Annotated in this window: 25 protein-coding genes; 15 read left to right on the top strand and 10 right to left on the bottom strand. The window is 63.0% G+C overall.

Annotation, left to right across the window (positions count from 1 at the left end):
* Positions 1 to 195 precede the first annotated feature (195 nt).
* Positions 196 to 393 (bottom strand): hypothetical protein, encoded by a 198-nt coding sequence (locus AB8A38_RS21455; RefSeq protein WP_089263559.1) that lies wholly within the window; start codon positions 391 to 393, stop codon positions 196 to 198.
* A 1,055-nt stretch (positions 394 to 1,448) separates the two neighbouring features.
* On the opposite strand from AB8A38_RS21455, the gene AB8A38_RS21460 reads away from it, so the two are divergent.
* Both AB8A38_RS21460 and AB8A38_RS21465 read left to right on the top strand, forming a co-directional pair.
* Positions 1,449 to 1,952, top strand: coding sequence for a hypothetical protein (locus AB8A38_RS21460; protein ID WP_210269244.1), 504 nt, complete (start codon positions 1,449 to 1,451; stop codon positions 1,950 to 1,952).
* Between the two features lie 35 nt (positions 1,953 to 1,987).
* Positions 1,988 to 2,320: a GYD domain-containing protein gene (locus AB8A38_RS21465; protein WP_089267827.1), complete on the top strand. Its 333-nt coding sequence runs from the start codon at positions 1,988 to 1,990 to the stop codon at positions 2,318 to 2,320.
* Between the two features lie 23 nt (positions 2,321 to 2,343).
* Here the strand turns inward: AB8A38_RS21465 and recQ are convergent, their stop codons facing one another.
* Entirely contained in the window at positions 2,344 to 4,221 is a 1,878-nt protein-coding gene (gene recQ, locus AB8A38_RS21470) for a DNA helicase RecQ (RefSeq protein WP_439087322.1), read from the bottom strand.
* A 312-nt stretch (positions 4,222 to 4,533) separates the two neighbouring features.
* On the opposite strand from recQ, the gene AB8A38_RS21475 reads away from it, so the two are divergent.
* From AB8A38_RS21475 to AB8A38_RS21485, 3 genes are all read left to right on the top strand, one after another.
* Positions 4,534 to 4,761 (top strand): hypothetical protein, encoded by a 228-nt coding sequence (locus AB8A38_RS21475; RefSeq protein ID WP_439087323.1) that lies wholly within the window; start codon positions 4,534 to 4,536, stop codon positions 4,759 to 4,761.
* A 120-nt stretch (positions 4,762 to 4,881) separates the two neighbouring features.
* Entirely contained in the window at positions 4,882 to 5,226 is a 345-nt protein-coding gene (locus tag AB8A38_RS21480) for a RidA family protein (protein WP_439087324.1), read from the top strand.
* Positions 5,227 to 5,229: 3 nt separating this feature from the next.
* A complete protein-coding gene (locus tag AB8A38_RS21485) occupies positions 5,230 to 6,045 on the top strand; it encodes a 3-keto-5-aminohexanoate cleavage protein (RefSeq protein ID WP_439087325.1) in 816 nt (271 codons plus the stop codon).
* A gap of 109 nt (positions 6,046 to 6,154) precedes the next feature.
* Here AB8A38_RS21485 and ilvD read toward each other — a convergent pair whose 3' ends face one another.
* Positions 6,155 to 7,849: a dihydroxy-acid dehydratase gene (gene ilvD, locus AB8A38_RS21490; protein ID WP_439087326.1), complete on the bottom strand. Its 1,695-nt coding sequence runs from the start codon at positions 7,847 to 7,849 to the stop codon at positions 6,155 to 6,157.
* 101 nt (positions 7,850 to 7,950) lie between these two features.
* Positions 7,951 to 8,937 carry an ABC transporter substrate-binding protein gene (locus tag AB8A38_RS21495; RefSeq protein ID WP_439087327.1) on the bottom strand — a complete coding sequence of 329 codons (987 nt, stop codon included), beginning with the start codon at positions 8,935 to 8,937 and terminating at the stop codon, positions 7,951 to 7,953.
* Between the two features lie 244 nt (positions 8,938 to 9,181).
* Between AB8A38_RS21495 and AB8A38_RS21500 the strand changes: the two genes are divergently transcribed.
* From AB8A38_RS21500 to AB8A38_RS21510, 3 genes are read left to right on the top strand one after another with little or no spacing between them, the layout of a single operon-like run.
* Positions 9,182 to 10,078: an NAD(P)-dependent oxidoreductase gene (locus tag AB8A38_RS21500; RefSeq protein ID WP_439087328.1), complete on the top strand. Its 897-nt coding sequence runs from the start codon at positions 9,182 to 9,184 to the stop codon at positions 10,076 to 10,078.
* Positions 10,079 to 10,088: 10 nt separating this feature from the next.
* Positions 10,089 to 11,057: a D-erythronate dehydrogenase gene (gene denD / locus AB8A38_RS21505; RefSeq protein WP_439087329.1), complete on the top strand. Its 969-nt coding sequence runs from the start codon at positions 10,089 to 10,091 to the stop codon at positions 11,055 to 11,057.
* Between the two features lie 15 nt (positions 11,058 to 11,072).
* Entirely contained in the window at positions 11,073 to 11,594 is a 522-nt protein-coding gene (locus AB8A38_RS21510) for an NUDIX hydrolase (protein ID WP_439087330.1), read from the top strand.
* Positions 11,595 to 11,629: 35 nt separating this feature from the next.
* On the opposite strand, the gene AB8A38_RS21515 is transcribed toward AB8A38_RS21510, so the two are convergent.
* Together AB8A38_RS21515 and AB8A38_RS21520 are read right to left on the bottom strand one after the other, a co-directional pair.
* Positions 11,630 to 11,995, bottom strand: coding sequence for a glyoxalase superfamily protein (locus AB8A38_RS21515; RefSeq protein WP_439087331.1), 366 nt, complete (start codon positions 11,993 to 11,995; stop codon positions 11,630 to 11,632).
* Positions 11,996 to 12,062: 67 nt separating this feature from the next.
* Positions 12,063 to 13,133 (bottom strand): methyl-accepting chemotaxis protein, encoded by a 1,071-nt coding sequence (locus tag AB8A38_RS21520; protein ID WP_439088578.1) that lies wholly within the window; start codon positions 13,131 to 13,133, stop codon positions 12,063 to 12,065.
* 321 nt (positions 13,134 to 13,454) lie between these two features.
* Between AB8A38_RS21520 and AB8A38_RS21525 the strand changes: the two genes are divergently transcribed.
* From AB8A38_RS21525 to AB8A38_RS21550, 6 genes are all read left to right on the top strand, one after another.
* A complete protein-coding gene (locus tag AB8A38_RS21525; protein WP_089267817.1) occupies positions 13,455 to 13,769 on the top strand; it encodes a hypothetical protein in 315 nt (104 codons plus the stop codon).
* 142 nt (positions 13,770 to 13,911) lie between these two features.
* Positions 13,912 to 14,088, top strand: a complete 177-nt coding sequence (locus tag AB8A38_RS21530; protein WP_286144438.1) for a hypothetical protein — start codon at positions 13,912 to 13,914, stop codon at positions 14,086 to 14,088.
* A gap of 32 nt (positions 14,089 to 14,120) precedes the next feature.
* Positions 14,121 to 14,417, top strand: coding sequence for a DUF3303 family protein (locus tag AB8A38_RS21535; RefSeq protein WP_315839625.1), 297 nt, complete (start codon positions 14,121 to 14,123; stop codon positions 14,415 to 14,417).
* A gap of 123 nt (positions 14,418 to 14,540) precedes the next feature.
* Positions 14,541 to 16,412: a molecular chaperone HtpG gene (htpG, locus tag AB8A38_RS21540; RefSeq protein WP_439087332.1), complete on the top strand. Its 1,872-nt coding sequence runs from the start codon at positions 14,541 to 14,543 to the stop codon at positions 16,410 to 16,412.
* A gap of 62 nt (positions 16,413 to 16,474) precedes the next feature.
* On the top strand, positions 16,475 to 16,696 hold the full coding sequence (locus AB8A38_RS21545) for a hypothetical protein (protein WP_439087333.1): 222 nt from the start codon (positions 16,475 to 16,477) through the stop codon (positions 16,694 to 16,696).
* 148 nt (positions 16,697 to 16,844) lie between these two features.
* Positions 16,845 to 18,038: an ABC transporter substrate-binding protein gene (locus tag AB8A38_RS21550; protein ID WP_439087334.1), complete on the top strand. Its 1,194-nt coding sequence runs from the start codon at positions 16,845 to 16,847 to the stop codon at positions 18,036 to 18,038.
* 144 nt (positions 18,039 to 18,182) lie between these two features.
* On the opposite strand, the gene AB8A38_RS21555 is transcribed toward AB8A38_RS21550, so the two are convergent.
* From AB8A38_RS21555 to AB8A38_RS21570, 4 genes are read right to left on the bottom strand one after another with little or no spacing between them, the layout of a single operon-like run.
* Positions 18,183 to 19,268, bottom strand: coding sequence for a lipocalin-like domain-containing protein (locus AB8A38_RS21555; RefSeq protein ID WP_439087335.1), 1,086 nt, complete (start codon positions 19,266 to 19,268; stop codon positions 18,183 to 18,185).
* Positions 19,258 to 21,720, bottom strand: coding sequence for an FtsX-like permease family protein (locus AB8A38_RS21560; RefSeq protein WP_439087336.1), 2,463 nt, complete (start codon positions 21,718 to 21,720; stop codon positions 19,258 to 19,260). Before AB8A38_RS21560 ends, AB8A38_RS21555 begins: the two co-directional genes overlap by 11 nt.
* Positions 21,717 to 22,370: an ABC transporter ATP-binding protein gene (locus AB8A38_RS21565; RefSeq protein WP_439087337.1), complete on the bottom strand. Its 654-nt coding sequence runs from the start codon at positions 22,368 to 22,370 to the stop codon at positions 21,717 to 21,719. The genes AB8A38_RS21560 and AB8A38_RS21565 overlap by 4 nt, the downstream gene beginning before the upstream one ends.
* 48 nt (positions 22,371 to 22,418) lie before the next feature.
* Complete coding sequence (locus AB8A38_RS21570) at positions 22,419 to 23,633, bottom strand: MFS transporter (protein WP_439087338.1); 1,215 nt, start codon at positions 23,631 to 23,633, stop codon at positions 22,419 to 22,421.
* A gap of 175 nt (positions 23,634 to 23,808) precedes the next feature.
* Between AB8A38_RS21570 and AB8A38_RS21575 the strand changes: the two genes are divergently transcribed.
* Complete coding sequence (locus tag AB8A38_RS21575) at positions 23,809 to 25,062, top strand: hypothetical protein (protein ID WP_439087339.1); 1,254 nt, start codon at positions 23,809 to 23,811, stop codon at positions 25,060 to 25,062.
* Positions 25,063 to 25,380: the final 318 nt, after the last annotated feature.

Below are 25,380 nucleotides of genomic sequence, written 5' to 3' on the forward strand. Positions count from 1 at the left end.
AGTCAAAGGGCTGTCCTGCATCTTCGGGCGCGTCGATGCGCCCAAGGATTTACTATGGCAGGGCAGAGGGACTGTCGAGGGTGCCAAGGTTGAAACGCGCGGTGCGCCGGAATCACCGGCGCGTGCCGCTATCCCGGGATCACCGGCGCATCACGCTGATTGAGGTCAAACCGGTCCGGTGTCCTGATGCGACAATCAGCGAACCGCCGTCGTGTTCGAACTGGTGAGGGCGGTCGGCTGGCCGGCCTTGATGACGCGGGCCGTCTGGGTGCCGTCGCTGGTGCCCGTGCGGGCGGCTATGCCGAAACCTGCAACCGCGATGCCGGCAACCAGGGCGACAACGACGATCTTCAGATGCGTGCTGCGGTCTGCGCTGTGGATCGAGTGGTTCATGGCGGCCTCCTGCCGTCTACGCGGCTACTTGTTGCATGGAGGTGTAATCCCGGCCGGTTTCCAGCCGATGGCGTCCGTGTAGAAAATTGTTTCGTGGAAGCGGAGATTTGTTTCGTCGCGTAGCCGGATACTTACGAATGCAGCGGTTTTGGCGCCTTTGGCGGTATTTGCGTCACCCGTATTGTTCGATGCCGGGGAAGCCCGACCCACGCTCGTCATTCCGGGGCAGTACGGACCGCGAAGCGGACCGGACTGAGCCCGGAAGCCCGGTGTGTTTTGCGCTGAACAGGTCGAGATTCCGGGTTCGCGCGCGCAAAGATGCGCGCACGCCCCGGAATGACAGTTTGGGGCGGGCGGCGGGACAGCGCATCCAAACATTTTTTCCTATCTGTTGTTGACAATATCCCCATAAGGTTTATATTCCCTTTCGTCCGGCCCCGATGAGAGGGGCGAGCGCGATCGTCACGTTCGCGGGGTGGGATGCGGTGGACGCCGGAGATGCGGCGTTACGCGGTTTGGGGGTGACGTCTGTCTTCGGGCAGGACGGATCTGCGCCAGCACTGCCACTGGCAAGGAGACGGCCGGCCTTGGGATGGAAAGACCCCTGGACAGTGTGACGGACGACCAAATCGAAACGCGTCCGGCTTACTCGCTTGAGGCTCCCTGTCCCTCCGCCGTGGGACCATCATTTTGGTGATCGGACCGTTCGCCAAGGCAAAGTGCAAGCAAGCCGAAAAAACACCGCAGGCGGAACGCTGGGCACTCGCTCGGCGCGTCCGAAAGTCCTGATGCATTATCCATGCGGAAGACCGCATTCGCATCAGGCCCAAGGGTGCAATGGGCACCCGGCGTTCCGCACGCCCTCTTAAGGGAGGGTGGGAAGGAATGCGCAAAACTCGGACGCGCAAGCGCCGCGAGAATGCGAGCGTGTGTTTCCACGTCACCGAAGCAGGTACCGCCACCCCACTCGATTTAGGTAAGCACTCCTGCTTGTTATTGCGGAGGACGGACCTCAAAACTCCTCCTCGAAGGGCTCATGGGCAGACGAGGATCACATGATCATCAAGCCCAGCGCATCGTGGCACACCCGCTCGACCCTCAGCAGGTTGGCGCACATTCTCGAACGGACCGGACTCGCTTTGGTTGGGGCTGCCTGCGGGCTGTTCGTTGCCGAGGTCGGCCGCTTCATCGAGGTCATCGGTTCGGGTGAAGTCGTGTTCGCCATGATCATTTACGGGGCTACCGGCTTCTATCTCGGGATCGATCTGCCCCAGGTTCCTGCCGATTACCGCATGCATCTGCCGCTATGGCGTGGGCTGGGCAACAGTGCGGATATGGTGGAACTGCTCACTGCGGCCGGTACCTTCATCACATCGGTGACGGCGATCACGTCAGTCTCCAGTATCATTCTGGGTGAAACCGTGCGCCCCAGGACGGCTGGCATCATCTGTTTGAGCTGGGCAATCGGCGCCACCATGCAGATCGCTGCCGGTATCATCGCGCGAATAGAGCTGGGCCGTGCCGTGAAAATGGCGAAGCTCGCGCTCTTCTCCCGGTGAAAGGTCAGGACAATCCCGGCTGACGGAGGTCGAACATGCCGCTCTATATGTATCAGGCTGCCTACACGCCGGAATCATGGGCCGCGCAAATGAAGAATCCGCAGAACCGCGTTGAATCCGTTGGACGGCAGACGACGGAGGCCGTCGGAGGACAATTGATCGGTGGTTGGTATTGCCTGGGCGAGTATGACGTGATGCTGATCGCCGATGTACCGGATATCGAGAGCATGGCGGCCATCGCCGTCGCGATTGCGGCGGGCGGCGCCATCAAGTCCAGCCAGACAACTGCATTGATGACCGGGGCGGAACTTGTGGCGGCCCTGAAGAAGTCGGAGTCGGTCATCAAGGGTTACAAGCCCGCCCGATAGACATCGGTGGCTTCGATCACCCGCTATCGTCCCGGCGTCGCATTCACCAAAGCGAGGATCTCGTCGCCGTAATGCTCCAGCTTCTTGTCGCCGATCCCCGGGATTTCGCGGAGCTGGTCGAGCGTGGTGGGATGTTCGCTGGCGATGCCATCGATGGTGGCGTCGTGCAGCACGACATAGGCCGGGACGTTGCGCTTCTTCGCGACTTCCGAGCGCCAGGCGCGCAGCACGGCGAGCAGATCGGGATTGGCATTGTCGCTGCGCGGTGCCGCAAGATCGCCGCGGCGGGATTTGCTGCGCGGCGCACGGCCGGTACCGCCGGTTTCCTCGCGGAACATCAGCTCGATCTCGCCCTTGAGCACGCCGCGCGCTTCTTCCGTGAGCTTCAGCGCATTGAACGCGTCTGCATCCGCATAGAGAAAGCCGCGCGCCACCAGTTGCCGCATCACGGCGCGCCATTGTTTCTCGGTGAGCTCGCCGCCGATGCCGAATACCGACAGCTTGTCATGGCCGAACTGCTTGACCTTGTCGGTGAGGCGGCCGATCAGGACGTCCACCAGATGCATGGCGCCGAATTTCTGCCCGGTGCGATAGGCGCAGGACAACAGCTTCTGTGCGGCGACGCTGCCGTTCCAGACTTTTGGCGGCGAGAGGCAATTATCGCAATTGCCGCAGCGGGTGCCGGTCGCCTCTTCGCCGAAGTAACCCAGCAGCCGCGTGCGCCGGCAATCGACGGTTTCGGCGAGGCCGACCAGCGCATCGAGCTTCCCGATCGAGACGCGCTTGAAAGTCTCCGAACCCGTGGACTCGTCGATCATGCGGCGCTGCTGCACGATGTCGGAAAGGCCATAGGCCATCCACGCATTGGACGGCTTGCCGTCGCGGCCGGCGCGGCCGGTTTCCTGATAATAGGCCTCGATGCTCTTCGGCAGATCGAGATGGCAGACGAAGCGCACGTCGGGCTTGTCGATGCCCATGCCGAAGGCGACGGTGGCGACGATCACCACGCCGTCCTCATTGATGAAGCGATCCTGATTGGTCTCACGCAGGCGGGCATCCAGCCCGGCGTGATAGGGCAGCGCGAGAATGCCGGCCTTGTTCAATGCGGCTGCGGTGTCCTCGACCTTGGCGCGCGACAGGCAATAGACCACGCCGGCCTCGCCGGAATGCCGGTCGCTGATGAAAGCCTGCAACTGCTTCTGCGCGTTGGTCTTGTCGACGATTTCGTACTTGATGTTGGGCCGGTCGAAACTCGCCACGAAATTCGGTGCGTCTTCCAGGCGGAGGCGTTGCACGATCTCCTGCCGGGTCAGATCATCGGCGGTGGCGGTCAGCGCAATGCGCGGAATGTTCGGGAACCGTTCGGCGATGACCGAGAGGCCGATATATTCGGGCCGGAAGTCGTGGCCCCATTGCGCGACGCAATGCGCCTCGTCGATGGCGAACAGGGCGATCCTGGCGCGGCCGAGCATCGCCAGGCAGCGCGGGGTCACTAGCCGTTCTGGCGCGACGTAGAGAAGGTCGAGTTCGCCGGCGAGCAATTGCCGCTCGACCTCGTTGGCTTCGTCCCAAGACAGGGTCGAGTTCAGCACCGCCGCCTTGACGCCTGCCTCGAGCAGGCCGGCGACCTGGTCGCGCATCAGTGCGATCAGGGGCGAGACGACGATACCGCAGCCCGGGCGCAGTAGGGATGGCAACTGGTAACACAGCGACTTGCCGCCGCCGGTCGGCATCAGCACCAGGCAATTGCCGCCATCGGTCACGTGGCGGACAATATCTTCCTGTGCACCGCGAAAACCCGGCAGGCCGAACACCGAATGCAGCACGGACAATGCGTCCGAGGTCTGGAACACGTCTGGCTGATTTTTCGATTGACGCGAGGCGCCGGCGGGAACGGACATGGGGCAGGTCTATTCCTGATTCGAGGGTCGCGTATATCCCGGGAAACGCGTCGTTCCCCCTGGAGAACGTGTCATTCCCCGGGGAATGCTTCATTCTCTTGGCATCGCGACCTTTCGCCTTGATCGCGCCGCTTTACCCCTGTCGATGATCCGTTCTAAGAGAATGAGTGCGCGACCGCGCCAGCGTCGCTGCAACCGGGCAAAAAGAAAAGCCGTATGCCATTCATTTTGCGAATCTTTTCTTGGCTTCTGAACCGCCGGCGTGGGCCGCGGATCCGCTGGCAGGCGGCCAATGAGAATGCCGCGCGAAAAGTGCGCCGGAAATTCAAGAAGGGGCCGAAATCCGCGATCCTGTCCCATGTCATCGCGCATCGGCCATCCGTGACGCTGGTGGGGCGGCTGCCCGCGGTCGAAATCTGGAACCTGTCTGATCCGAAACGTGTCGCGCTGCTCTATCTGCAGCATGGCCGCCGGTTGCGGTTGCCAGCGCCCAAGGCGCTGATGGACGATGCCATGAAGCGGGCCCGCGCCGCGGAATAGTAAGAGTGGTCCACGCAGGGCCACTTGTACCGTGTGGCGTCATGGGCTTGACGGGCCAGTTCCGAGCGGGGATGGTCGCGCCCGGGTCACTCCGTTCCACACTCAATGAAAGACTTCTGCATGATCAAGCGTCTCGGTCCCGGCAAGCGTCTCAGCCAGGCTTCCATCCATGGCAACACCGTCTACCTCGCCGGTCAGGTGCCGGATGAATATTCGGGCGACGTCAAGACGCAGACCAAGCAGGTGCTCGACAAGATCGACGCGCTCCTCAAGGAAGCCGGCACCGACAAGAACAACATCCTGAGCGCGACCGTCTGGCTGCCTGATATCAATGACCGCGATGCCATGAACACGGTGTGGGATGCCTGGGTGCCCGAAGTTGGCCCAGCGCGCGCCTGTGTCGAGTCGAAGCTCGCCGACCCCGCCATCAAGGTCGAGATCGCCGTCATCGCAGCGATTCCGTAAATCATGCCCCCCGTTGCCATTGCGGTCGCCCCAAACGGCGGCCGCAAGGTCAAGGCCGACCATCCCGCCGTGCCGCTGACGCCGGCGGAGTTGGCGGTGACGGCCGCGCATTGCCTCGAGGCAGGCGCGGCGATGATCCATGCCCATGTGCGCAATGCCGACGGTAGTCACCTGCTCGATGCGGCGGCCTATCGGGACGCCATCGCGGCGATCCGCAGTGCAGTCGGCGACAGGCTCGTGATCCAGATCACCTCCGAGGCGCTCGGCAAATACACGCCGGCGGAGCAGCGCGCCGTGGTGCAGGCGGTGAAGCCGGAAGCGGTGTCGCTGGCGCTCCGTGAACTGGTGCCCGATGCCAGCGAGGAGCCGGCCTTCGCCGATCTGCTCGGCTGGATGAAGCGCGAGCGCGTGACGCCGCAAATCATTCTCTACGATGCGGCGGATGCCGTGCGGCTTGCGGAGTTTCGCAAACGCGGGCTGGTGCCGTTCGACCGTTTGCCGGTGTTGTTCGTGCTCGGCCGTTATACAGCGGGGCAGACATCAAGCCCGGCCGATCTGCTGCCGTTCGTCGTGCCCGGCGCGCCAACATTCGAACACTGGAGTGTCTGCGCCTTCGGTGCGCAGGAGACGGCCTGCGTCACTGTTGGCGCATTGCTGGGCGGCCATATCCGCGTCGGCTTCGAGAACAACGAGCTGCTGCCGGATGGCTGCCGCGCGAAGGGCAACCAGGATCTGGTTGCGGCGGCGCGACGCGCGATCGAAGCTGTCGGGCTGAAGCACGCGAGGGCGGATGAGTTGCGCGCCGCGACGGCGGATTGACTCTGTCCCTCATCCTGAGGAGTGCGCACTTCGCGCGCGTCTCGAAGGATGATGCCACAGCTCATGGTTCGAGACGGCGCGAAGACGCGCCTCCTCACCATGAGGGTCTCTACTCAAACCACGGCCATTCCGCGCCGCCGTCGTGTGTCACGGCGCCGCCGGGGGCCTGTCCGACGAGCTTGGCATATTTCGCCAGCGCGCCGGCGCGGTGGCGCGGCGGACGCTGTGTCCACGCCGCCTTGCGCGCGGCGAATTCGGCATCACTGATCATCAGATCCAGTCGCCGCGCCGGCGCGTCGATGCGGATCTTGTCATCGTCGCGCACCAGTGCCAGCGGGCCGCCGATATAGGCTTCCGGCGAGACATAGCCGATGCACATGCCGCGGGTCGCGCCGGAGAAGCGGCCGTCGGTGATCAGCGCGACTTTCTCGCCCATGCCCTGACCGTAGATAAGCGCGGTGACCCCGAGCATCTCGCGCATGCCGGGGCCGCCGACCGGACCCTCATTGCGGATGATCAGCACATCGCCTTCCTTGTAGTTCTGGTCCTTCACCGCGGCGACGCAGCTTTCCTCGTCCTCGAACACGCGGGCCGTGCCTTCGAACACTGTCTTCTTCAGTCCGGCGACCTTGATGACCGCGCCATCAGGCGAGAGGTTGCCCTTCAGCACCGCGACGCCACCATCGGGCATGATCGGCTTCGCTGAGGAGTAGATGATCTCGCCATCGGCCTTGTTGGCATTGCCGTATTCTTCCGCAATCGTGCGGCCGGTAATGGTGATGCAGGAGCCGTCGATATGGCCGCTCTCAAGCAAGGCACGGATCACGACTGCGGTGCCGCCGATATCGTAGACATCCTTGGCGACATATTTGCCGCCTGGTCGCAGATTGCCGATCAGGGGCGTGCGCGCGAACACCTCGCCGACATCGTCGATGGTGAATTTGATACCGGCCTCGTTGGCGATGGCCGGCAGATGCAGCGCGGCATTGGTCGAGCCGCCGGTGGCGGCGACGATGGCGGCGCCGTTTTCGAGAGACTTGCGCGTGACGATGTCGCGCGGCAACGGGCCATCGTTGCGCAGCATGTCCATGACCAGACGTCCGGCGCGCCGTGCGAATTGCGCGCGCTCGGCATAGACGCCGGGAATCATCGAGACATTGGGCATCGTGATCCCCAGCGCTTCGGACACCATCGCCATCGTATTGGCGGTGAACTGGCCGGCGCAGGCGCCGATGGTCGGCAGACACGCGCGCTCGATGGCTTCCAGCTCCTGCTTGTCGATGTCGCCGGTCATGAAGGCGCCGACGGCTTCATAGGAATCCAGTGCGGTCAGCGTCTTGCCCTTGTGCAGTCCCGGCAGTGAGCTGCCGCCATAGATGAAGATCGACGGCACGTTGCAGCGGACCATGCCCATGATGACGCCGGGCAGCGTCTTGTCGCAGCCGCCGAAGCCGATCAGCGCGTCGTAAGCGAGGCCGTGCATCACGGCTTCGATACTGTCGGCGATGATCTCGCGCGATAGCAGCGAGAACTTCATGCCCTCATGGTTCATGCTGATGGCATCGGAGACCGAGATGGTCGAGAACTCGCGCGGCGTGCCGCCGGCTTCGGAAATACCCGTCTTGGCAGCGTCGACCTGAAAGTCGTGGGTCATGTTGCAGGGCGTCTGTTCGCCCTTCATCGACACCACGCCGATCATGGGTTTTGCGATCGCCTCGTCGTCGAGGCCCATGGCGCGCATGAAAGCGCGGTGCGGGGCACGGTCGAGGCCGTCGGTGGTGACGCGGGATCGCAATTTCTTCATGGGGCGTATCTTTCCGTTTCTTGGTCTTGTCGTCCAATGCATTGAGGCCACGCCGTGGGCGTGGCCTCAGGACATCATACAATGAGATGTCGCGTCTTGCTCTACTGGAGCGGAGCCACAATGGTCGGGTGCTTGAACTGCATCGCGTCCATCTTCGGCAGCATGCCGGCCTCGGTATAGATATCGAGCATCTTCTGCATGGCTGGGAAGTTCGGTGCTGCGCCCGGGTCGCGGGCGAAGTCGTTCTCCTTCAGCAGATAGGTCTCAAGCACCGGGATCGGTGCCTTCATGACTTCGTTGACGACCTTCAGCGTTTCCTCGCGGTTGGCCAGCGCCTTCTTCATGCCAAGGGTGATGTCGGCGACATAGGCCTTGGCGAGTTCGGGGTTCTTGTCGACGAAATCGGCGCGGCAGGCTTCAAGGATATGCACGATGTTCGGCATCGCTTCGTTCAGCGAGAACAGCTTGCGCGTGCCGCCCTTGGCTTCCATGCGCGCGGCAAATGGCTGGTTCATGTTGATCGCGTCGACGCGGCCCTGACGCAGCGCATCTTCCGAGGCCGCGAAGCCGATCTCGATCAGCTTGACGTCCTTCTCGGGATCGACGCCTGCGCCCTTCAGCAGCATCTTGAACGGCCCGTAGGTGCCGCCGCCAATGACGGAAATGCCGACATTCTTGCCCTTGAGGTCGGCTATGGTCTTGATCGGCGAGTCATCCTTCACGGCCCAGTAGACCGAGAAGCTGCCGGGCTTTTCCGACACGTGCTGCGCGACGATATAGGCCTTGAGGTTGCCGCCGTTGACGCCGTTGGCGAGCGACAGCACGCCCTGGGTGGCGCAATCCAGCGCGCCGGCGGCGAGCGCCTGGGTCATCGGCGAGGTGCCCTGAAACTGCGTCCACTCGATATTGTATTTCGTGCCGAGATTGGTGAATTCGGTCGGGCGCTTCATCATCCAGTATTTGGATTCTTCGGCCGGAATGGTCCAGCCGACCTTGATGGTCGGAATCGTCTGCGCGTGCGCCGCACCCGACACCGCTCCCGCCGCGAGAGCCGCCGCCACCAGCCACTTCGAAGAACCCAGCTTCATGCCCGCTCACTCCGTTTGATGATGGCCAGACCCGGCCAAAAGAAAAGCCCCGCTGTCTTGAAGCCTTTCATGCTTCAAATATTCTGGCAAGCGAGGTGCGTGCCCAACATTCATTCGTGCTGTGGCGCAACAATTGGCAGTCTCGCCGGCGTTGATATCATCGTTGCTGCGGCTGCGGACGCAGCGTAGATAGCTCGCAGATGCGAGCAGTGTGGCTCGGCGGCAGAAGGACAACGGCGTCAAAATGGTGGATTCAGCGGGCGGCAAAGAGAAGCTCGGTTACCTCGGCCTCGGCCTGATGGGACTGCCGATGACCAAGCGGCTGCTCGGCGCCGGTTACGATGTGGCCGTCTGGAATCGCTCGCCCGGCAAGGCCAATGCGCTGGTGGAGGCCGGTGCGAAAGCCGCCGCCAGTCCGCGCGATGTCGTCGCTCATGCCAGCATCATCTTCATGTGCCTCACCGATGCATCGGCGGTGGAGGAGGTCGTGTTCGGCGACAACGGACTGTCCGGCAGCGATGGCAAGGGCAAGCTGGTCGTCGATTTCTCCTCGATCCATCCGGACAAGACGAAGTCCATAGCGGCGCGGCTGCAGGCGGCGAACGGCATGGGCTGGATCGATGCGCCGGTGTCGGGCGGCACCAAAGGCGCGGAGGAAGCCACGCTTGCGATCATGGCCGGCGGCGAGGCCGCCGATGTCGAACGTATCAGGCCCTATATTCTGGCGATGGCGCGCAACTTCACACATATGGGGCCGACCGGCGCCGGGCAGATGACCAAACTCTGCAACCAGGTGATCGTCGGCTGCACCATGGCGGTCCTGGCAGAAGCGACGCGGCTTGCTGTGAATGCCGGTATCGACGCCAAGCGCCTGCCGGAAGCGCTCGCGGGCGGCTTTGCAGATTCGATCCCGCTGCAACTGTTCGTGCCGCGCATGGCGCAGGGCATTCATTCACCGCCGCTCGGCCACATCCATACGATGCTCAAGGATCTCGATACGGTCGTCGATGTGGCACAGGACACCTCGACTCCGGTGCCGATGGCGGCACTTGCGGCGCAGATTTTCCGCATGTGCAAGGCGGTGCGCGGAGCCGATGCCGATGCGCTTGAGATCTACAAGCTGTCGGCGCCCAAAGAGTGAAGATCAAAGAATGAAGGTCCTGGTAATTGGCGCGGCCGGCATGATCGGCCGCAAGCTCTGCGAGCGGCTGTTGAAGGACGGTCATGTCGGCGGTGGGGAAATCGGCGATCTGGCGATGGCTGATGCGGTCCCCAGCGATCTGGTCGGCGCGCGCAGCATCATGGTCGATCTCGCAAAACCGGATGCGCCCGCAGCACTGCTGGCGTCAAAGCCCGACCTGATCTTCCATCTTGCTGCGGTCGTCTCCGGCGAAGCCGAGCAGAATTTCGACAAAGGCTACGCGGTCAATCTCGACGGCACGCGCAATCTGTTCGAGGCGATCCGCGCGATGGGGGGTAGTTATCGCCCTCGCATCGTCTACACTTCGTCAATCGCGACCTTCGGCGCGCCCTATAACGGGCCGATCGCCGACGATTTCTTTCACACGCCGCTGTCGAGCTACGGAACGCAGAAGGCTATTTGTGAATTGCTGCTGGCCGACTATACGCGGCGCGGCTTCTTCGACGGTATCGGAATTCGCCTGCCAAATATCTGCGTACGGCCGGGCAAGCCCAATGCAGCAGCGTCGGGTTTCTTCTCCAATATCATTCGCGAGCCGCTGGCCGGGCGCGAGGCGGTGCTACCAGTAACCGACGACGTCGGGCAGACCCATGCCAGTCCGCGCGCGACAACGGAATTCCTGCTTCATGCTGCGACGCTTGACAGCGCCAAGCTCGGCGCACGCCGCACGGTGATGATGCCCGGCGTGCGTGCGTCCGTTGCCGAGATGATTGCCGCGCTACGCCGTGTGGCAGGTGACAGTGTTGTGACACGCATCAAGCATGTGCCCGATCCCGCTGTCATGGCGATGGTTGCGGGATGGCCTACGATGTTCGATACCAAACGTGCACTGGCGCTGGGTTTCCAGGCGGAACAGAGTTTCGATTCCATCATTCATGCTCATATCGAGGATGACCTCGATGGCGTCTTTGTGCGTTAGCGGTTAAGGACAATCATGGCGCGCGATATCATCATGGCGGCGGGAGGCATTGTCGTACAACGGGGCGAGACGCCGCTGTTCGCCGTGGTCTGCCTGCGCAAGCGCGGCGACTGGGTATTGCCGAAGGGCAAGCTCGACAATGGCGAGACGCCGCGCGACGCGGCTGAGCGCGAGGTGCTGGAAGAGACCGGCCATGCCGCGTCTGTGCATGACTATCTCGGTGCCTTGGCCTATCCGCTCGGTGAACGGACCAAGGTCGTGCATTTCTGGCACATGGAGGCCGCGCCCACGCCATCACGCAAGCTGATGAAGGATATCAGCGAAGTCGCCTGGCTGCCCTTCGACGCCGCGTTGGCGCGGCTGACGCGTAGCCATGAACATGCATTCCTCGCGCAGGTCGGGCCCATGGCGCTGGCGGCAGCAAGGGCGGCGCCGGTTGTGGATGGCGAGCCCGTGCGGCCAATTGCCGTTGGGCCTGTCAGCGTGCGACGTGACACGGGGTTCTTCGCGAAGATCCGGAACTGGTTGAACGGGTAAGTTCTCTCGTTGCAGCGACGGCTGAAGCGGCGGGCTCAGTGCGTGTTGGTCGCGTCATCGAAGCGCAGCACATTGCCGAACGGGTCGGTGATCTTTGGGGCCGTATCGGTCGGACTCGGGCGCGCGAAACGGGCCTGCTTGTCATGCAGCTCCTTTGCGAAAGCCGCGATATTGCTGCCGCGGATATGGACCACGGTGCCCGGCGTTCCGTCGCCATAGTGCTCGCTGAGATGCAGCTTCACGCCGCCGCGCGACACCTGCATGTAAAGTGGGAAGTCCGGCCCGTAGCGATGTTCCCAGTCGATCGCAAAGCCTAGGAAGTCGACATAGAATTCCTTCGCCTTGACGATGTCATAGATGCGCAGAACCGGAATTGCCGGTTCGAAAGTGACGTCGGTCATCGCTGTCTCCCGCTTGTGACGGGCGGGAGCTTATCGCAGCGAGATTGCCAAGCGCCAGATCGTGCGGCTAGGCGCCGCGCATGATCACGCCGTACCAGCCGAGGCCTTTGTAGGTCTCATAGCCCGGTGTGGCATGAAAGGCGACGAGGCCGCCGGAACGGTCATGATAGAAGCCACTGCGGCGGCCGTTCAGGGCCAGTGCGATGCGTTCGGTGAGCAGGCCCTGGCCGTCGGACGAGGCGATGACGCGCAGGTTCGAATCCACCAGCAACACACGCGTCTTGTCGTCATCGACGCGAACGCCTTCGACGATGGCGCGAGCCTGGGCTTCCCAGTCGAAATGAATCGCGAGCACGCCGATGGCGCGGCCATTGACTTTGCCACCTTCGCGCACGCTGGCGCAATAGGTAGCGACCTGCGCATTGTTCAGGAGCGGTTGGCGCTCGACATCGCCCGCGGTGTAGTCGTCGCCGGAGCGCAGCGTACGGGCATCGCGAAACCAGGCGGTGCCGGCGATATTCTGGCCCGTGACATTGAAACGATCGCCACGGCCGCTGGCGATGACATTGCCTTGCATGTCGCACAGCCAGAGATCGAGATAGACGGTGTAGGCGCCGAGGATCACGGCGAGCCGCTCCGATACATGGGCGATAGTGGCGTCGCTCGGTGCTGCTGCGCAATCGACGACGGCCGAGTCGGTTGCCCACCAGCGGACGTCGCAGGTCCGCTCATAGAGATTGCGGTCGATCAGCTCGATGGCGTTGAGCGACAGATCGACCATGCGTTCGCCGCGCGAGCGTTCGGTCATCTTCTCGATCGACGACATCAGGCTGCCGGTGCGGGCGGTGAGCTGCGATTCCAGATCGCGCGCGATGGTTTCGACCTGCTGGCCGACATTGCGCACTTCCTGTGCCACGACGGCGAAGCCCGCGCCCTGCGCGCCGGCGCGCGAGCTTTCGATCAGCGCATTCAGCGCCAGCATCTTCATCTGGTTGGTGATGTGCTGGATCGACCTGGTCTTTTCGCAGGCGATCTCGTTGACCTCGGCGGTCAACCGCCCGATCAGCGCGGAGATATCGGAGCTGTCGTCAGCCTCTTCAGTCGCATTGGCAAGCGCAGAATTGCTGCTGCGATTCATCGCCAAGACCATCGTCGCATCCCCGTTGACAGCAATCAGTTACCTTCGCTTTATCGCCCGATCATGGTTAATCGTGGCTTAATTTTCCGTGTGCCGGGTTCCGCCGACTTGCACGAATAAGCGGCAGAAGTGCGCAACAGGCACTATCTCATTGCGTCTAGTCATGCGCGGCCGCATCCGTAGGACGTTCGGTGCCCCCTAACGCTACAAATTAGGGCGTCATTAGTGATGCTTACGCACGCGCTCCCGATTGCTCCGACGAACAACGCGATATCAACCACACTCGTGCAGGCTCAAAGCTTCATAGGCCGAGCCATTGTGATGAGCGTTCTTGAAGACCTGACCGGTGCGACCACGTCGGAACTGTCCGACGAATTGATCTTCCAGATCGCCTCGGCTTCCAGCCCCGAGCAGCGCAAATACGCGGCTGACCTGTTCCGGTATTTCGCCAAACAGCTCGAATTCGAGTCCTATCGGCGCGGGCAGCAGAGCATGGCCGTTCCACAGCTTCCGTCGCCGGCCATGATTATCGACGCGACGCCCGAACAGGACGAAGCGCCCACGATCCAGCCGTCGGATGACCCTGGCGATGACCCGTCCGTCGGTCTGATCCCGCCGGTGAGTTGGCAGGATTGACGGCGGCGCGACAGTTTTACGTCAGATCCGTTGCTTCCTACCGATTGGCTTAACCATTCGCAGGCCAAATGAGTCGCGAGTGATTCGAACGTTGCAATCGTGAAGAGCGGGCGTGCCAGTGAGCGTAGTTATCCCTTTCCCCATGCGTGTAGCGGCCCCCCAGGCCGATGAGTGTGAAATCGATCTGCTGAGCGCCGTCGATCTGGCGATCCGCGATCTCCGCGAAATCTCCCAGACCGCCAACGACATCGCGCAGGCGCGTGCGCGCGAATGCCTGGCCATGCTGGAAAGCGCCTATGCGGGCGCCCTACAGGGCTGAGGCATTCTGCTTCAGAGAAGAGAAAATCCGCGATGCTGTTTCTGGTGATCTCGAATCCGCGCGCGGATCGTCCGTCGGACATGGCGGCAACCCGGCAGAGCTTTTGGCCGTGGATGGCGGCCTATCAGGCTTCAGGTGTCTGCCAGCACATCTATCCGCGCGTCGGCCGCGGCGTGGTCGCGGTGTTCAAGGTCGATGGCAATGAAGTGCTGCATCGCATCCTGAACGAATGGGCCGACATCATTCCGGCGCAGTTCGAAGTCTATCCGCTGGTAGATCTCGACGCCACGACCAGGCTGCTGGCCGCGCAAGTCGCAACCTCAAAGTAACGGCAGCAACTACAGTTCCCGGTGAGGTATTTTCACGCGGAATCCATTGGTTTGCACCATGGACTCGGCAAATCCGCGTCGCTATATGCGTCATCTCTCTTTTACCAGTATCGGGCACTTTTCATGACGACCACTGACACCGCTGCACCCGTTTCCCAGCCGTTCCAGGCCGAAGTCGCCGAATTGCTGAACCTGATGGTTCACTCGGTCTATTCCGAGACCGACATCTTCCTGCGCGAGCTGATTTCCAACGCGTCCGACGCTTGCGACAAGCTGCGCTACGAGGCGATCGCCAATCCCCAGCTGATCCCCGAGGGCCAGTCGCCCAACATCACCATCATTCCGGACAAATCAGCCAATACGTTGTCGATCGTCGATACCGGCATCGGCATGGACCGTCAGGAACTGATCGACAATCTGGGGACCATCGCGCGCTCCGGCACCAAGTCATTCCTGTCGCGGCTGACCGAGGCCAAGGACGGCTCGAACCTGATCGGCCAGTTCGGCGTCGGTTTCTATGCAGCCTTCATGGTGGCGGAGAAGATTGTCGTCACCAGCCATCGCGCCGGCACTCATGATGCGTTCACTTGGACCTCTGCCGGTGGCGCGGGTTTCGAGATCGCCCAGGTCAGTGACGGCATGAGCGTGCCGACCGGCACGTCCATCGTGCTGCATCTGAAAGATGACGCGAAGAAGTATCTCGAAACTTACGAGATCGAGCGCATCGTGTCAGCCTATTCGGACAACATTCAGTTTCCGATCATGCTCAAGGACGGCGATGCCGAGCCGCGCCAGATCAATTCGGCCAGCGCATTGTGGCAGCGCTCCAAGTCCGAGCTGAAGCCGGAAGATTACAGCGCGGCCTACAAGTCCATTGCGCATGCCTATGACGAACCGGCGATGACGCTGCATTACCGCGCCGAGGGGCGTTACTCCTATGCGGTGCTGCTGTTCGCGCCGTCGCAAAAGCCGTTCGACCTTTTCGAGCCGAACCGCAAGGGCCATGTGAAGCTCTATGTCCGCCGCGTGTTCATCACCAACGATGCGGATCTGCTGCCGTCCTATCTGCGCTTCATTCGCGGCGTCATCGATGCCGAGGATCTGCCGCTGAACCTCTCGCGCGAGATGCTGCAGAACAATCCGCAGCTGACGCAAATCAGGAAAGCCGTTGCCACCCGCGTCATCGGCGAACTCGAAAGCCTGAGTGAGAAAGACGCCGAGACCTTCGCCAAGATCTGGGACGCCTTCGGCCCCGTGATCAAGGAAGGCATCTATGAAGACTTCGAGCGCCGCGAGAAGCTGCTGGCGCTGTCGCGCTTCACGACGACCTCAGGCGAAAAGCGCTCGCTGAAGGATTACGTGGCCGACCTGAAGCCGAACCAGACGGAGATTTATTATCTTGCCGGCGATAGCCTCGACCGCCTGAAGTCGAATCCGAAGCTGGAGGCCGCCAAGTCGCGCGGCATCGAAGTGCTGCTGCTGACCGATGCGGTCGATGCATTCTGGAGCTCGGCGCCACTCGATTTCGACGGCAAGCCGCTGAAATCGCTGAGCCAGGGCGAGGTCAATCTCGATCTGATCCCGCGTATTGATGAAGACGCGACCAAGGACGAGCCGAAGACCGAGACCGACGAGGCCGCGACCATTGCCGTCATCAAGGATGCGCTCGGCGAGCGCGTCTCCGATGTGAAGGTCTCGACGCGTCTGACCACGTCGGCCTCGTGCCTCGTGGCCGGCGGCGCCGGCCCGGATCGTGAACTCGAACGCATGCTGGCGATGCAGAACCGAGGCTCTGTCACCAAGCCGATCCTCGAGATCAATCTGCGCCATCCGCTGGTGGCGAAGATCGCGGGCGCGGACAAGGCGGCGGGCGGTGAGGCGTCGGACATCGCGTTCCTGTTGCTGGAGCAGGCGCAGATCCTCGACGGCGAATTGCCGGAAGATCCGGCCGCGTTTGCCAGCCGTCTCAACCGGTTGGTGCTGCGCGGTTTGTGATCGCCGACCATTCACGGCGCGGGGCATTCGTCCCCGCGCTTTTGATGCCAAGGAATTCCACCATGAGCACCGTCTTCGAAAAACTCATTGCGAAATATGCCGAGCGTGGCGATTTTGAGCGTTTGAAGGGCTACAAGACAGACCGGATGGCCATCCTGAAAAGCATCGAGGATGGCACTTACGAGAAAATGCATCTCATTTCCGACGCCGATCCGGTTTCGATGGTCGCCGAAATCGAGCGGGAACTGGCTTGTATCGATGCGGCACTGAAGAAGCAGCACTAGCAAGAGTGCGTTGCAGCAAATGCCGCGCAGATCGTTCTGCGTGATGACGCAAAGCTGATCTGCAAATTCTGTCTAGGCCGAAAGATTATCTGGTTCGACCTTCGCTTCTAAAATAGCGTGCGCCCAAATTAAAATCTGGGAGGCATTGATGAAATTCGGACTGTTGTCGACGGCTGCGCTGTGCGGTCTTTTGCTGGCCGCGCCGGCCTCGGCGCAAGGCGTCAAGATCGGCATTCTCAACGACCAGTCCGGTGTCTATGCCGACTACGGCGGCAAGTGGTCACTCGAAGCCGCCAAGATGGCGATTGAGGATTTTGGCGGCGAGGTGCTCGGCGGCAAGGTCGAGATCGTCACCGCAGACCATCAGAACAAGCCCGATCTGGCCGCCGCCATCGCGCGTCGCTGGTATGATGTCGAGAACGTCGACATGATCACCGAGCTCACCACCTCGTCGGTGGCGCTGGCGGTGCAGGAGCTCTCGGCCCAGGCCAAGAAGATCGATATCGTGGTCGGTGCGGCGACCTCGCGCATCACCGGCGATGCCTGCACGCCCTATGGCTTCCACTGGTCGTTCGACACCCGCGCCCTCGGCGTCGGAACCGGTGGTGCCTTGACGGAAACCGGCGGCGACACCTGGTTCTTCCTTACGGCGGACTATGCCTTCGGTTATTCGCTGGAGAAGGACACTGGCGATATCGTGAAGGCGAAGGGCGGCAAGGTGCTCGGCGCCGTGCGTCATCCGCTGAACTCGTCGGATTTCTCGTCGTTCCTGCTGCAGGCGCAGGCGTCCAAAGCCAAGGTCATCGGCCTTGCCAATGCCGGCCTCGATACCACCAATGCCGTGAAGCAGGCCGCAGAATTCGGCATCGTCGCCGGTGGCCAGAAGCTCGCCGGTCTCTTGCTCACGCTGGCCGAAGTGAACGGTCTCGGGCTGCAGGCGGCGCAGGGTCTGGTGCTGACCGAGGCGTTCTACTGGGATCGCGACGACAAATCGCGTGAATTTGCCGATCGCTTCTTCAAGCGCACCCAGCGCATGCCGAACATGATCCAGGCCGGCACCTATTCGGCGACGCTGTCCTACCTGAAGGCGGTGAAGGCCGCCGGCACCAAGGACGCCGCAGCGGTGGCCAAGAAGCTGAAGGAGCTGCCGGTCGATGACGCCTTCGCTCAGGGCGGCAAAGTGCTCGCCAATGGCCGCATGGTGAAGGACCTCTATCTGTTCGAGGTCAAGAAGCCGTCGGAATCGAAGAAGCCATGGGATTACTACAAACAGCTCGCAGTGGTGCCCGGCGACAAGGCCTATCCGACCGCAGCCGAGAGCGGCTGTCCGCTGACGAAGTAACGTCATTCGCTATTAGCTGCGATAAAAACTCTGTCATGCCGGGCTTGTCCCGGCCATCCACGTCTTAACGGTGCGCTCGACAAGATAGGCGTGGGTGCCCGGGTCAAGCCCGGGCATGACGGGGATTGTGGTGGCTATCGCACCTCAATACCCCGTCATTTCCAGATAGCCCATACCGCTGTGGGTGCCGGTGAAGCTCACCGGCCCTTCCCAATACGGGAAGCTCGTCGTCATCCAGCTCTTGGCATTCAGCGGCGAGGTTGCGATCTGCAATCCGCGCGATGCGATCGATACCTTCCATGACGTCGGGATCCTGCGGCCGGCGATCTCCGTCATGACTGTCGGCGTCATATCTATAGCGCCGGGGGCAAGCTGTTCGGATTTTCCGTCCGCGGTGATCCAATTGCCGGCAAAATAATGCGCGCCATCTTTCTGCCTGAGACGAAACAGCATCAGCTTCGCATTGTCAGGCAGATGTAGCGAGAACCAGTCCCAGCCGGTCTGGTCGGAAGCCAGCGGCTGGCTCGAATATTCCCTGTCCATCCAGGCGTGGCCGGTGACGGCGATCTCCTTGCCGTCGATGGCCAGCACGCCCGATGCGGTGAAATAGGGCTGGCTGTAGTAATACGATGCTTGGCCGCGTTCGGATTTGCGACTGAAACCATTTTCGCCCTGCAGCACGAGCGGCTGCTTTGCATCGAGCCGTAGCCGGTAGCTGAAATCCGCTGACGCTGCCGACACAGCGAGCGGCGCAACCGACCTGTCGTCGAAGTTCTCAAGCCCGCGCATTTCCCACGCATCGATCCATGCACGGAACGGTGTTGTCGTGACACCGGCCTGACCGATGCCGCCGCGGGCAAAATTCTCGGCCGCATGATGCGCGGTCGCCGATGTCACCGCCGCGTGGCCCATCCAGATCTGCGGCGTCGCCCAGCCGTCGCCCTGCGCGCCCGCCGCCATCGCCTGACGAAACAGTGTCCACTGCGCGCCATAGGCATTACCTGATGCGTCCGTGAGATTGGCGGTGAGGTACCACCACTCGATGCGGAAGTCCGGATGCGGGCCGTGATCGGCCGGAAAGGTGAGGGGGCGTCCGGGCACAACGCTGGCAAAACCTTCGGCGTCGCGGCCGAGACCAGCGAAACCTTGCGCGAGCGCGCGCGAGCCGCCGAGCCCGAACAGTGCGATGCCGCCGATCAAACTGCGACGCGTGATGAGGCTAGCGCTCATTGGCGAATACCTTCACCAGTGTGGCCGGCTGCATGCGCAGCAGTTTCAGAATCGGTAGCAAGGCTGCGAGCAGCGACGCCAACATGGCAACGCCCAGCAATTGGACCAGTTGCAGCGGAAACACATGGAACGGCAGGCGCCAGCCGAAGGCCTTCACATTGACGATGGCGATGAGGCACCATGCCACCAGCAGGCCGAGCGGCAGCGCCAGCAGTGAAGTAATCAAGGCGACCGACAGCGTCTTCAACAGCTCGATGCCGGCAAGGCGGCGACGCGTGATGCCAATGGCCCAGAGGGGCGCCAGTTGGGGCAGGCGCGAATTGCTCAGTGTGAGCAGGCTGGTGAGCAACGCGACGCCTGCGACGCCGAGCGTGAAGGCATTGAGCGCTGCAGTAACCGCGAAGGTGCGGTTGAAGATTGCAAGCGATTCCGTTTTCACCGTCGTCTGGTCGGCCACGTTGCGACCATCGAGGCCGAAGCGCGTGCGGATGGCACCGATCAGCGCGGGGACGGCCGCGGGGGCGATGCGCAGGCCCATGCGGGTCTGCGAGATGCCAGGGAAATGTTTGACCAGTGCATCGATATTCACGCCGATCTGGCCTTTTGGATTGCCGTAATCGGCATACACGGCCACGACGTCCATCGGCCATGTGCCGGTCGGCGTCGGCACGTCCAGACGATCGCCGAGTTTGAGCTTCATCCGCAGCGAGAGTTGCTCGCTGACAAGCGCGCCGTCACCGCTGCGCACGCGATCCCATGCATCGCTGGTGGAATCCAGCAGCGGCCATTGATCGCGATAGGTGGCGTGATCGGCGAAGCCGAGAAGCTCGATCGGCGCGCCGTTGAACTGCAGGTCGGTGCGGCTGCCCGGCAGAACGGCCTGCACGTCGGGGCGCGTCTTCAGCCAGGTCTTGATCTCGGTCGCCTGCTTCTCGCTCGCCGCATTCAGATAGATCTCGGACGCCAGCCGCCCGTCGAGCCAGCCCGTAAAGGTGCGGCTGAAACTCTCCACCATGGTGCCGACGCCGACATTGACGGCGAGCGCCAGCAGCAGCGCCATCAGCGCCAGCGACAGGCCCGAGAGTTGCAGCCGGCTGTCGGCCCAGAACCATGTGACGAGTGGCCGTCGGGTGCTGCGTTCGCCGCCGGCAAGGACGATACCGAGGATGACCGGCAATGCGAGCGCCGCGCCGAGCAGGAGCGCGGCCAACACGAAGAAGCCGGCAATCAGTGAATCGCCAAGCCAGAGCGCGAGCCCGGCAGCGATGAACACGAGCAATGCGCCCGCGCCTTGCAGCCGCAGCCAGCGATGCTGTGCCTGTTGCCAGGCATAGGGCTGCGCGGTGGCGAGCAAGGGGAGGCGGACAGCTTTCAGCAGGCTCGATGTCGCCGCCAGCAGCGCGCCGATGATGGAAATCGCGAGGCCAGCGAACCACCATTCGGGCTTCAGCGTAAGTTGCCCCGGGATTTGTGCGCCATAGAGCCCGCGCAGGCTGGCCGCAACATCGGGCAGCAGCGATGCAGCGATGAAATAGCCGCAGACGAGACCGATGACGCCGGCGATCAGTGCGATGCTGACGAGTTCGAGGATCAGCACACTGTTGAGCTGCCGCGCCGAGACGCCGCAGGCACGCAAGGTGCGCAGCATCGGCAGGCGCTGTTCGAAGCCGAGGCCGATGGCCGAATTGACGATGAACAGCCCGACGAAGAAGGACAGCAGGCCGAAGGCGGTGAGATTGAGATGGAAACTGTCGGTGAGACGTTCGAGGTCTGTCTCGGCATCGGGCTGCACCAGCCGCAACTGGTCGCCGGCGACGCTGCCGAGCGATGCGCGGGGACCTTTGGCGCTGCCGATCAGCAGGCGCGAGATCTGGTCCGGCATCTTCAACAGTTTCTGGGCGATGCCGATATCGACCACCAGCACGCCGGGCGCGAGCTGAGGCTGCAGTTTCAGGGGCGGCAGCAGCGCTCCGTCGTTGAGCGCAGGCGTCGTGCCCTCGGTGAGGCCGAGGCTGGCCAGTGTCTCCGGCGCGATCAGGGCTTGCCCGGGCGGCGTGAGAAAGGCCTGCGCGCCGGTCCTGCCAATCTCGGTGGTGGCGCTGGCTTCTACAGGCATGGTCACCGGCTCAATGCCGAGCAGGCGCACCGAGCGGCCGCCGATTTGCACGCGGCCTTCGACGACGGGCGAGACCGGCCAACCTGCGCGGCGCAGATCGACAAAGAGCTGTTGTGCAAACGCGCCGCCATTGGTTGCGACCAGCATCGGCGTGCGCGTTCCGCCGAAGGCCGCGGCGGCGCGGTCATAGCTGGTGCGCGCCTGCTGGTTGAGCGCCTGCACGCCGCTCCACAATGCGGTGGCGGCGATCAGGCCGATCAGGAGCGTGGCGAACTGCATCGGATGCCGGCGCCAGTGGCTGAGCAGTACCGCAAGGATCCAGAGCGCGCGTCTCACGCGATCAATCCTGCATGGAGATGGACATGACGATCGAGCGTCGCAGCAAGACGCTCGCTATGGGTTACCATCAGGAAGCCGCAGCCGGTGCGCGCCACGAGATCACGCGCCAGCCTCAAGACTTCGTCAGCCGTGTCCTCGTCGAGATTGCCGGTGGGTTCATCGGCGAGCAGCAGCTGCGGCTTCGAGGCCAGCGCGCGGCCGATGGCGACGCGCTGCTGCTGGCCGCCGGAGAGCTGTTCGGGATAGCGTTTGAGCAGCGCGCCGAGGCCGAGGCGCTCGGTGAGTTCGCGCTGCCAGGCTGCGTCGTGCTTGCCGGCGATGCGCGACTGGAACGCCAGATTGTCCGCCACCGAGAGCGACGGGATCAGGTTGAACTGCTGGAACACGAGGCCGAGCCGGTCGCGGCGCAGCGCAGCGCGGGCGGAATCATGGAGGCCAGTGACAACGATGTCGCCGAGTTGGATCTCGCCGCTGTCGGCTTCATCGAGGCCGGCGATCAGATGCAGTAGCGTGCTCTTGCCGCTGCCGGATTCGCCGGTCAGCGCCACGCTCTCGCCGGCGGCAACGCTGAGATCGACGCCGCGCAGAACGGCGACCTGTTCCTGGGCTGAACGATAGGATTTGGTGAGATGGCGAACCGTGAGCATGCCGCGCGAGCATAGCAGAAGCACATCGCCTGCGCGATGGCGCCAGCGTTACCGCTTGCGTTCCGATACCAGCGCCAGCAGCACTGTCGCGGCCATAAAGCAGGCCGAGGCGCCGAACACCCAATGCGGCAGTGCGTGGTCCATGAACCAGCCGAACAGGATGGGGCTGATGATGCCGCCGAAATTGAAGCCGGTGGAGACGATGCCGAAGGCGCGGCCGGCAGCGCCGGGAGGGGCAGCTTCGCGCACCAGCATGTCGCGCGACGGTGTCAGCACGCCGCCGAGGAAACCCGCGGTGGTCATGGCCGCGACGATCACCGGCGTCGGCAGCGTGAACACCGCGATGGCACAGATGATGGCGGCATTGATCGTGAAACACACGGCGGCGACGCGGTTGTGGTGTCTGGTCCGATCGGCCAGCCAGCCGCCGGCAAGCACGCCGACGGCGCTGGCCGCGAGAAAAGCGGTGAGCGCGATATTCGCCGATGACAGCGATGTGCCGTAGCCGTTCATCAGCGCGACGATGCCAAAGCTGTTGATGCCGTTCTGCGACAGCGACAGCAGCGTGAAGAACAGCGTCAGCATCAGGATCGCGGGGGTCATCATGCTGACCTTGGGAGCTTCTGCATTTTTGGCGTCATCGCCATCCGCCATGGCGCCAGCATCGGGAATGCCGACCACGATGAGCATCAGCGCGATGGCCACGCCAATGGCGCCCGCGACGATCAGCGCGCCCTGGCCACCGATACCGACCAGCAGTGCCGCCATCAGGGGAGGCGCGACCGCGCCACCGACAAAGCCGGCAAAGGTATGGATCGAGAATGCGCGGCCCATCTTCGACTCGTCCATATGTGCGGCGAGGATGGCGTAGTCGGCCGGATGATAGACGCTGTTGGCGAGGCCAAGCAGCGCAGCGCAGACGATCAGGGCGGGATAGCTCAGCAACAGGCCGAGCGTGATCAGCGCACAGCCGCCGAGCATGACGCCGAGGATCAGGATCTTGCGCGCGCCGATGCGGTCGACGAGATAGCCGATCGGCGCCTGGGTGAGGCCGGAGACGACAGCGAACGTGGTGAGCGCAAAGCCGAGTTCGATATAGCCAACGCCGAGCCGGTCCTTCAGGAACGGGAACAGCATCGGCAGCACGAAGATGTGGAAGTGACTGACCCAATGCGCAGTGGAAATCGCCGTCAGCGTCCGCGTCGCCGAAGGGACGTGGTCACGCGACGCGAGATGCGAGGTCGAGGCCGGAATATCGACCATATGCGTTTCCACCCAAGGCGGCTGACGGCCGCTTTTTGCAGCCTCGAAAAGGTACGCTATGCCTACGTTCTCAGCACGTTAATGTCTATCAGCGCTGCGACATGCAGGTGTTGCGGCCCGTGCAGGGCGGCAGCGGGAAACGCGACCACGGCCCGGGAATGCGACATGATTGAGCATGATGACGAGCAGCCCGAATTTTAAGCCGCTGCGGATACTGCTGTCGGAAGGCACCAGCACCTCCGCGCGGGAGGCTGTCACCGTGCTCGGCCTCGCCGGCCATGTGGTGGATGTCTGCGATCCCGCCGCTGCCGGGTTGGCGCGGTTCTCGCGATTTGTCCGCATGTATCACCGCTGCCCGGGAATGAGGGACGATCCCCTGGGCTTCCTGCGGTTCATCGATGGCTTGCTGGCGACAGGCGATTACGACGTGTTGCTGCCGATCCACGAGCAGGGCTTCCTGTTCGCGAAAGTGCAGGAGCGGCTGAGGCCGCTGGCCGGCCTGGCCTTGCCGTCATTTGAAAGTTACCGGATCGCGCACAGCAAGGCCGGCTTCCGCCGCATGCTCAGTGAGCTTGGATTGCCGCAGCCCGAAACGCAGATCGTCGCCAGCGCCGATACGCTCCGCGCCGCGGTCCGTTTTCCCTGCGTCATCAAGACGGCCATCGGCACCGCGAGCCGCGGCGTCTGGATGGTGTGCAATGATGCTGACCTTGCGCTGGTAATGAAAGAGCTTGAGGCCGGCAACGGCTTTGCCGGTGAGGTGCTGGTACAGGCCCACGTCACGGGCGCGACCGAGAAGGCGCAGGGCGTGTTCTGCCGCGGCGAACTGGTCGGCTTTCACGCCTATCGGCAGATCATGGAGGGTGCCGGCGGCGGCGATGCCATCAAACGCAGCGTGCGGCGTGAGCGCGTGCGCGACGATCTCGCCACCATCGGCCGGCATCTCGCCTGGCACGGCGCGCTGTCGATCGACTTCATCATGCCGGACGATGACAGCGGGCCATTCTATATCGACTGCAATCCGCGGCTGGTGGAGTCGATGGCCGCCTGGCTCGCCGGCGTCGATCTGGTCGACCTGCTGCTGCGCGTTTCGATGGGCGAGACGCCGGATGTCGCACCGGCGGCGCGCGAGGGCGTGGTTACGCATCAGGCCATGCAGGCGCTGCTCGGTAGTGCGCACCGCGGCCGCGACAGGCACGATCTGCTACGCATCTGCTGCGATATCGGGTGTCGTCGCGGCGACTATGCCGGTAGCACCGAAGAGCTCACGCCGGTGCGCGTCGACTGGTTCAGCGCCGTGCCATTGGTCATGACCGCACTGTTGCTGCTGGTGTCGCCGAGGCTGTCACATGCACTGGTGAAACGCGGCTGGGGCCAGCATCTGCTCGATGCCGGGGCGGTTGCGGCCATCGAAAACGAGATGTTTTAGTTTCATCCGGCCGCGTTAGAGTTGAATAGTTGCGGCAGACGCGGCCGGCTCCCTCTCCCCGCTCTGCGCGGGGAGAGGGGTGGGGTGAGGGGCGTGGCACCTCAGCCACTGCCATCTCCGCTTCTTCGATTCGATAGGTCTTGCTAGGCGGCAACTGCAGTGCGCCGCCCCTCACCCGGATCACGCGCGATGCGCGCGACCCGACCTCTCCCCGCGCAAGATGCGGGGAGAGGTAAGAGGCGATTGATGTGTATCAATGTGTGCCGCGCGGATCCGGTTATCCCAAAGTGCCCCGCACCTCTGCGAGGCCAAAGAAAC

Origin of the sequence: Tardiphaga sp. 839_C3_N1_4 (assembly GCF_051811045.1) — a bacterium.
Lineage (GTDB): Bacteria > Pseudomonadota > Alphaproteobacteria > Rhizobiales > Xanthobacteraceae > Tardiphaga.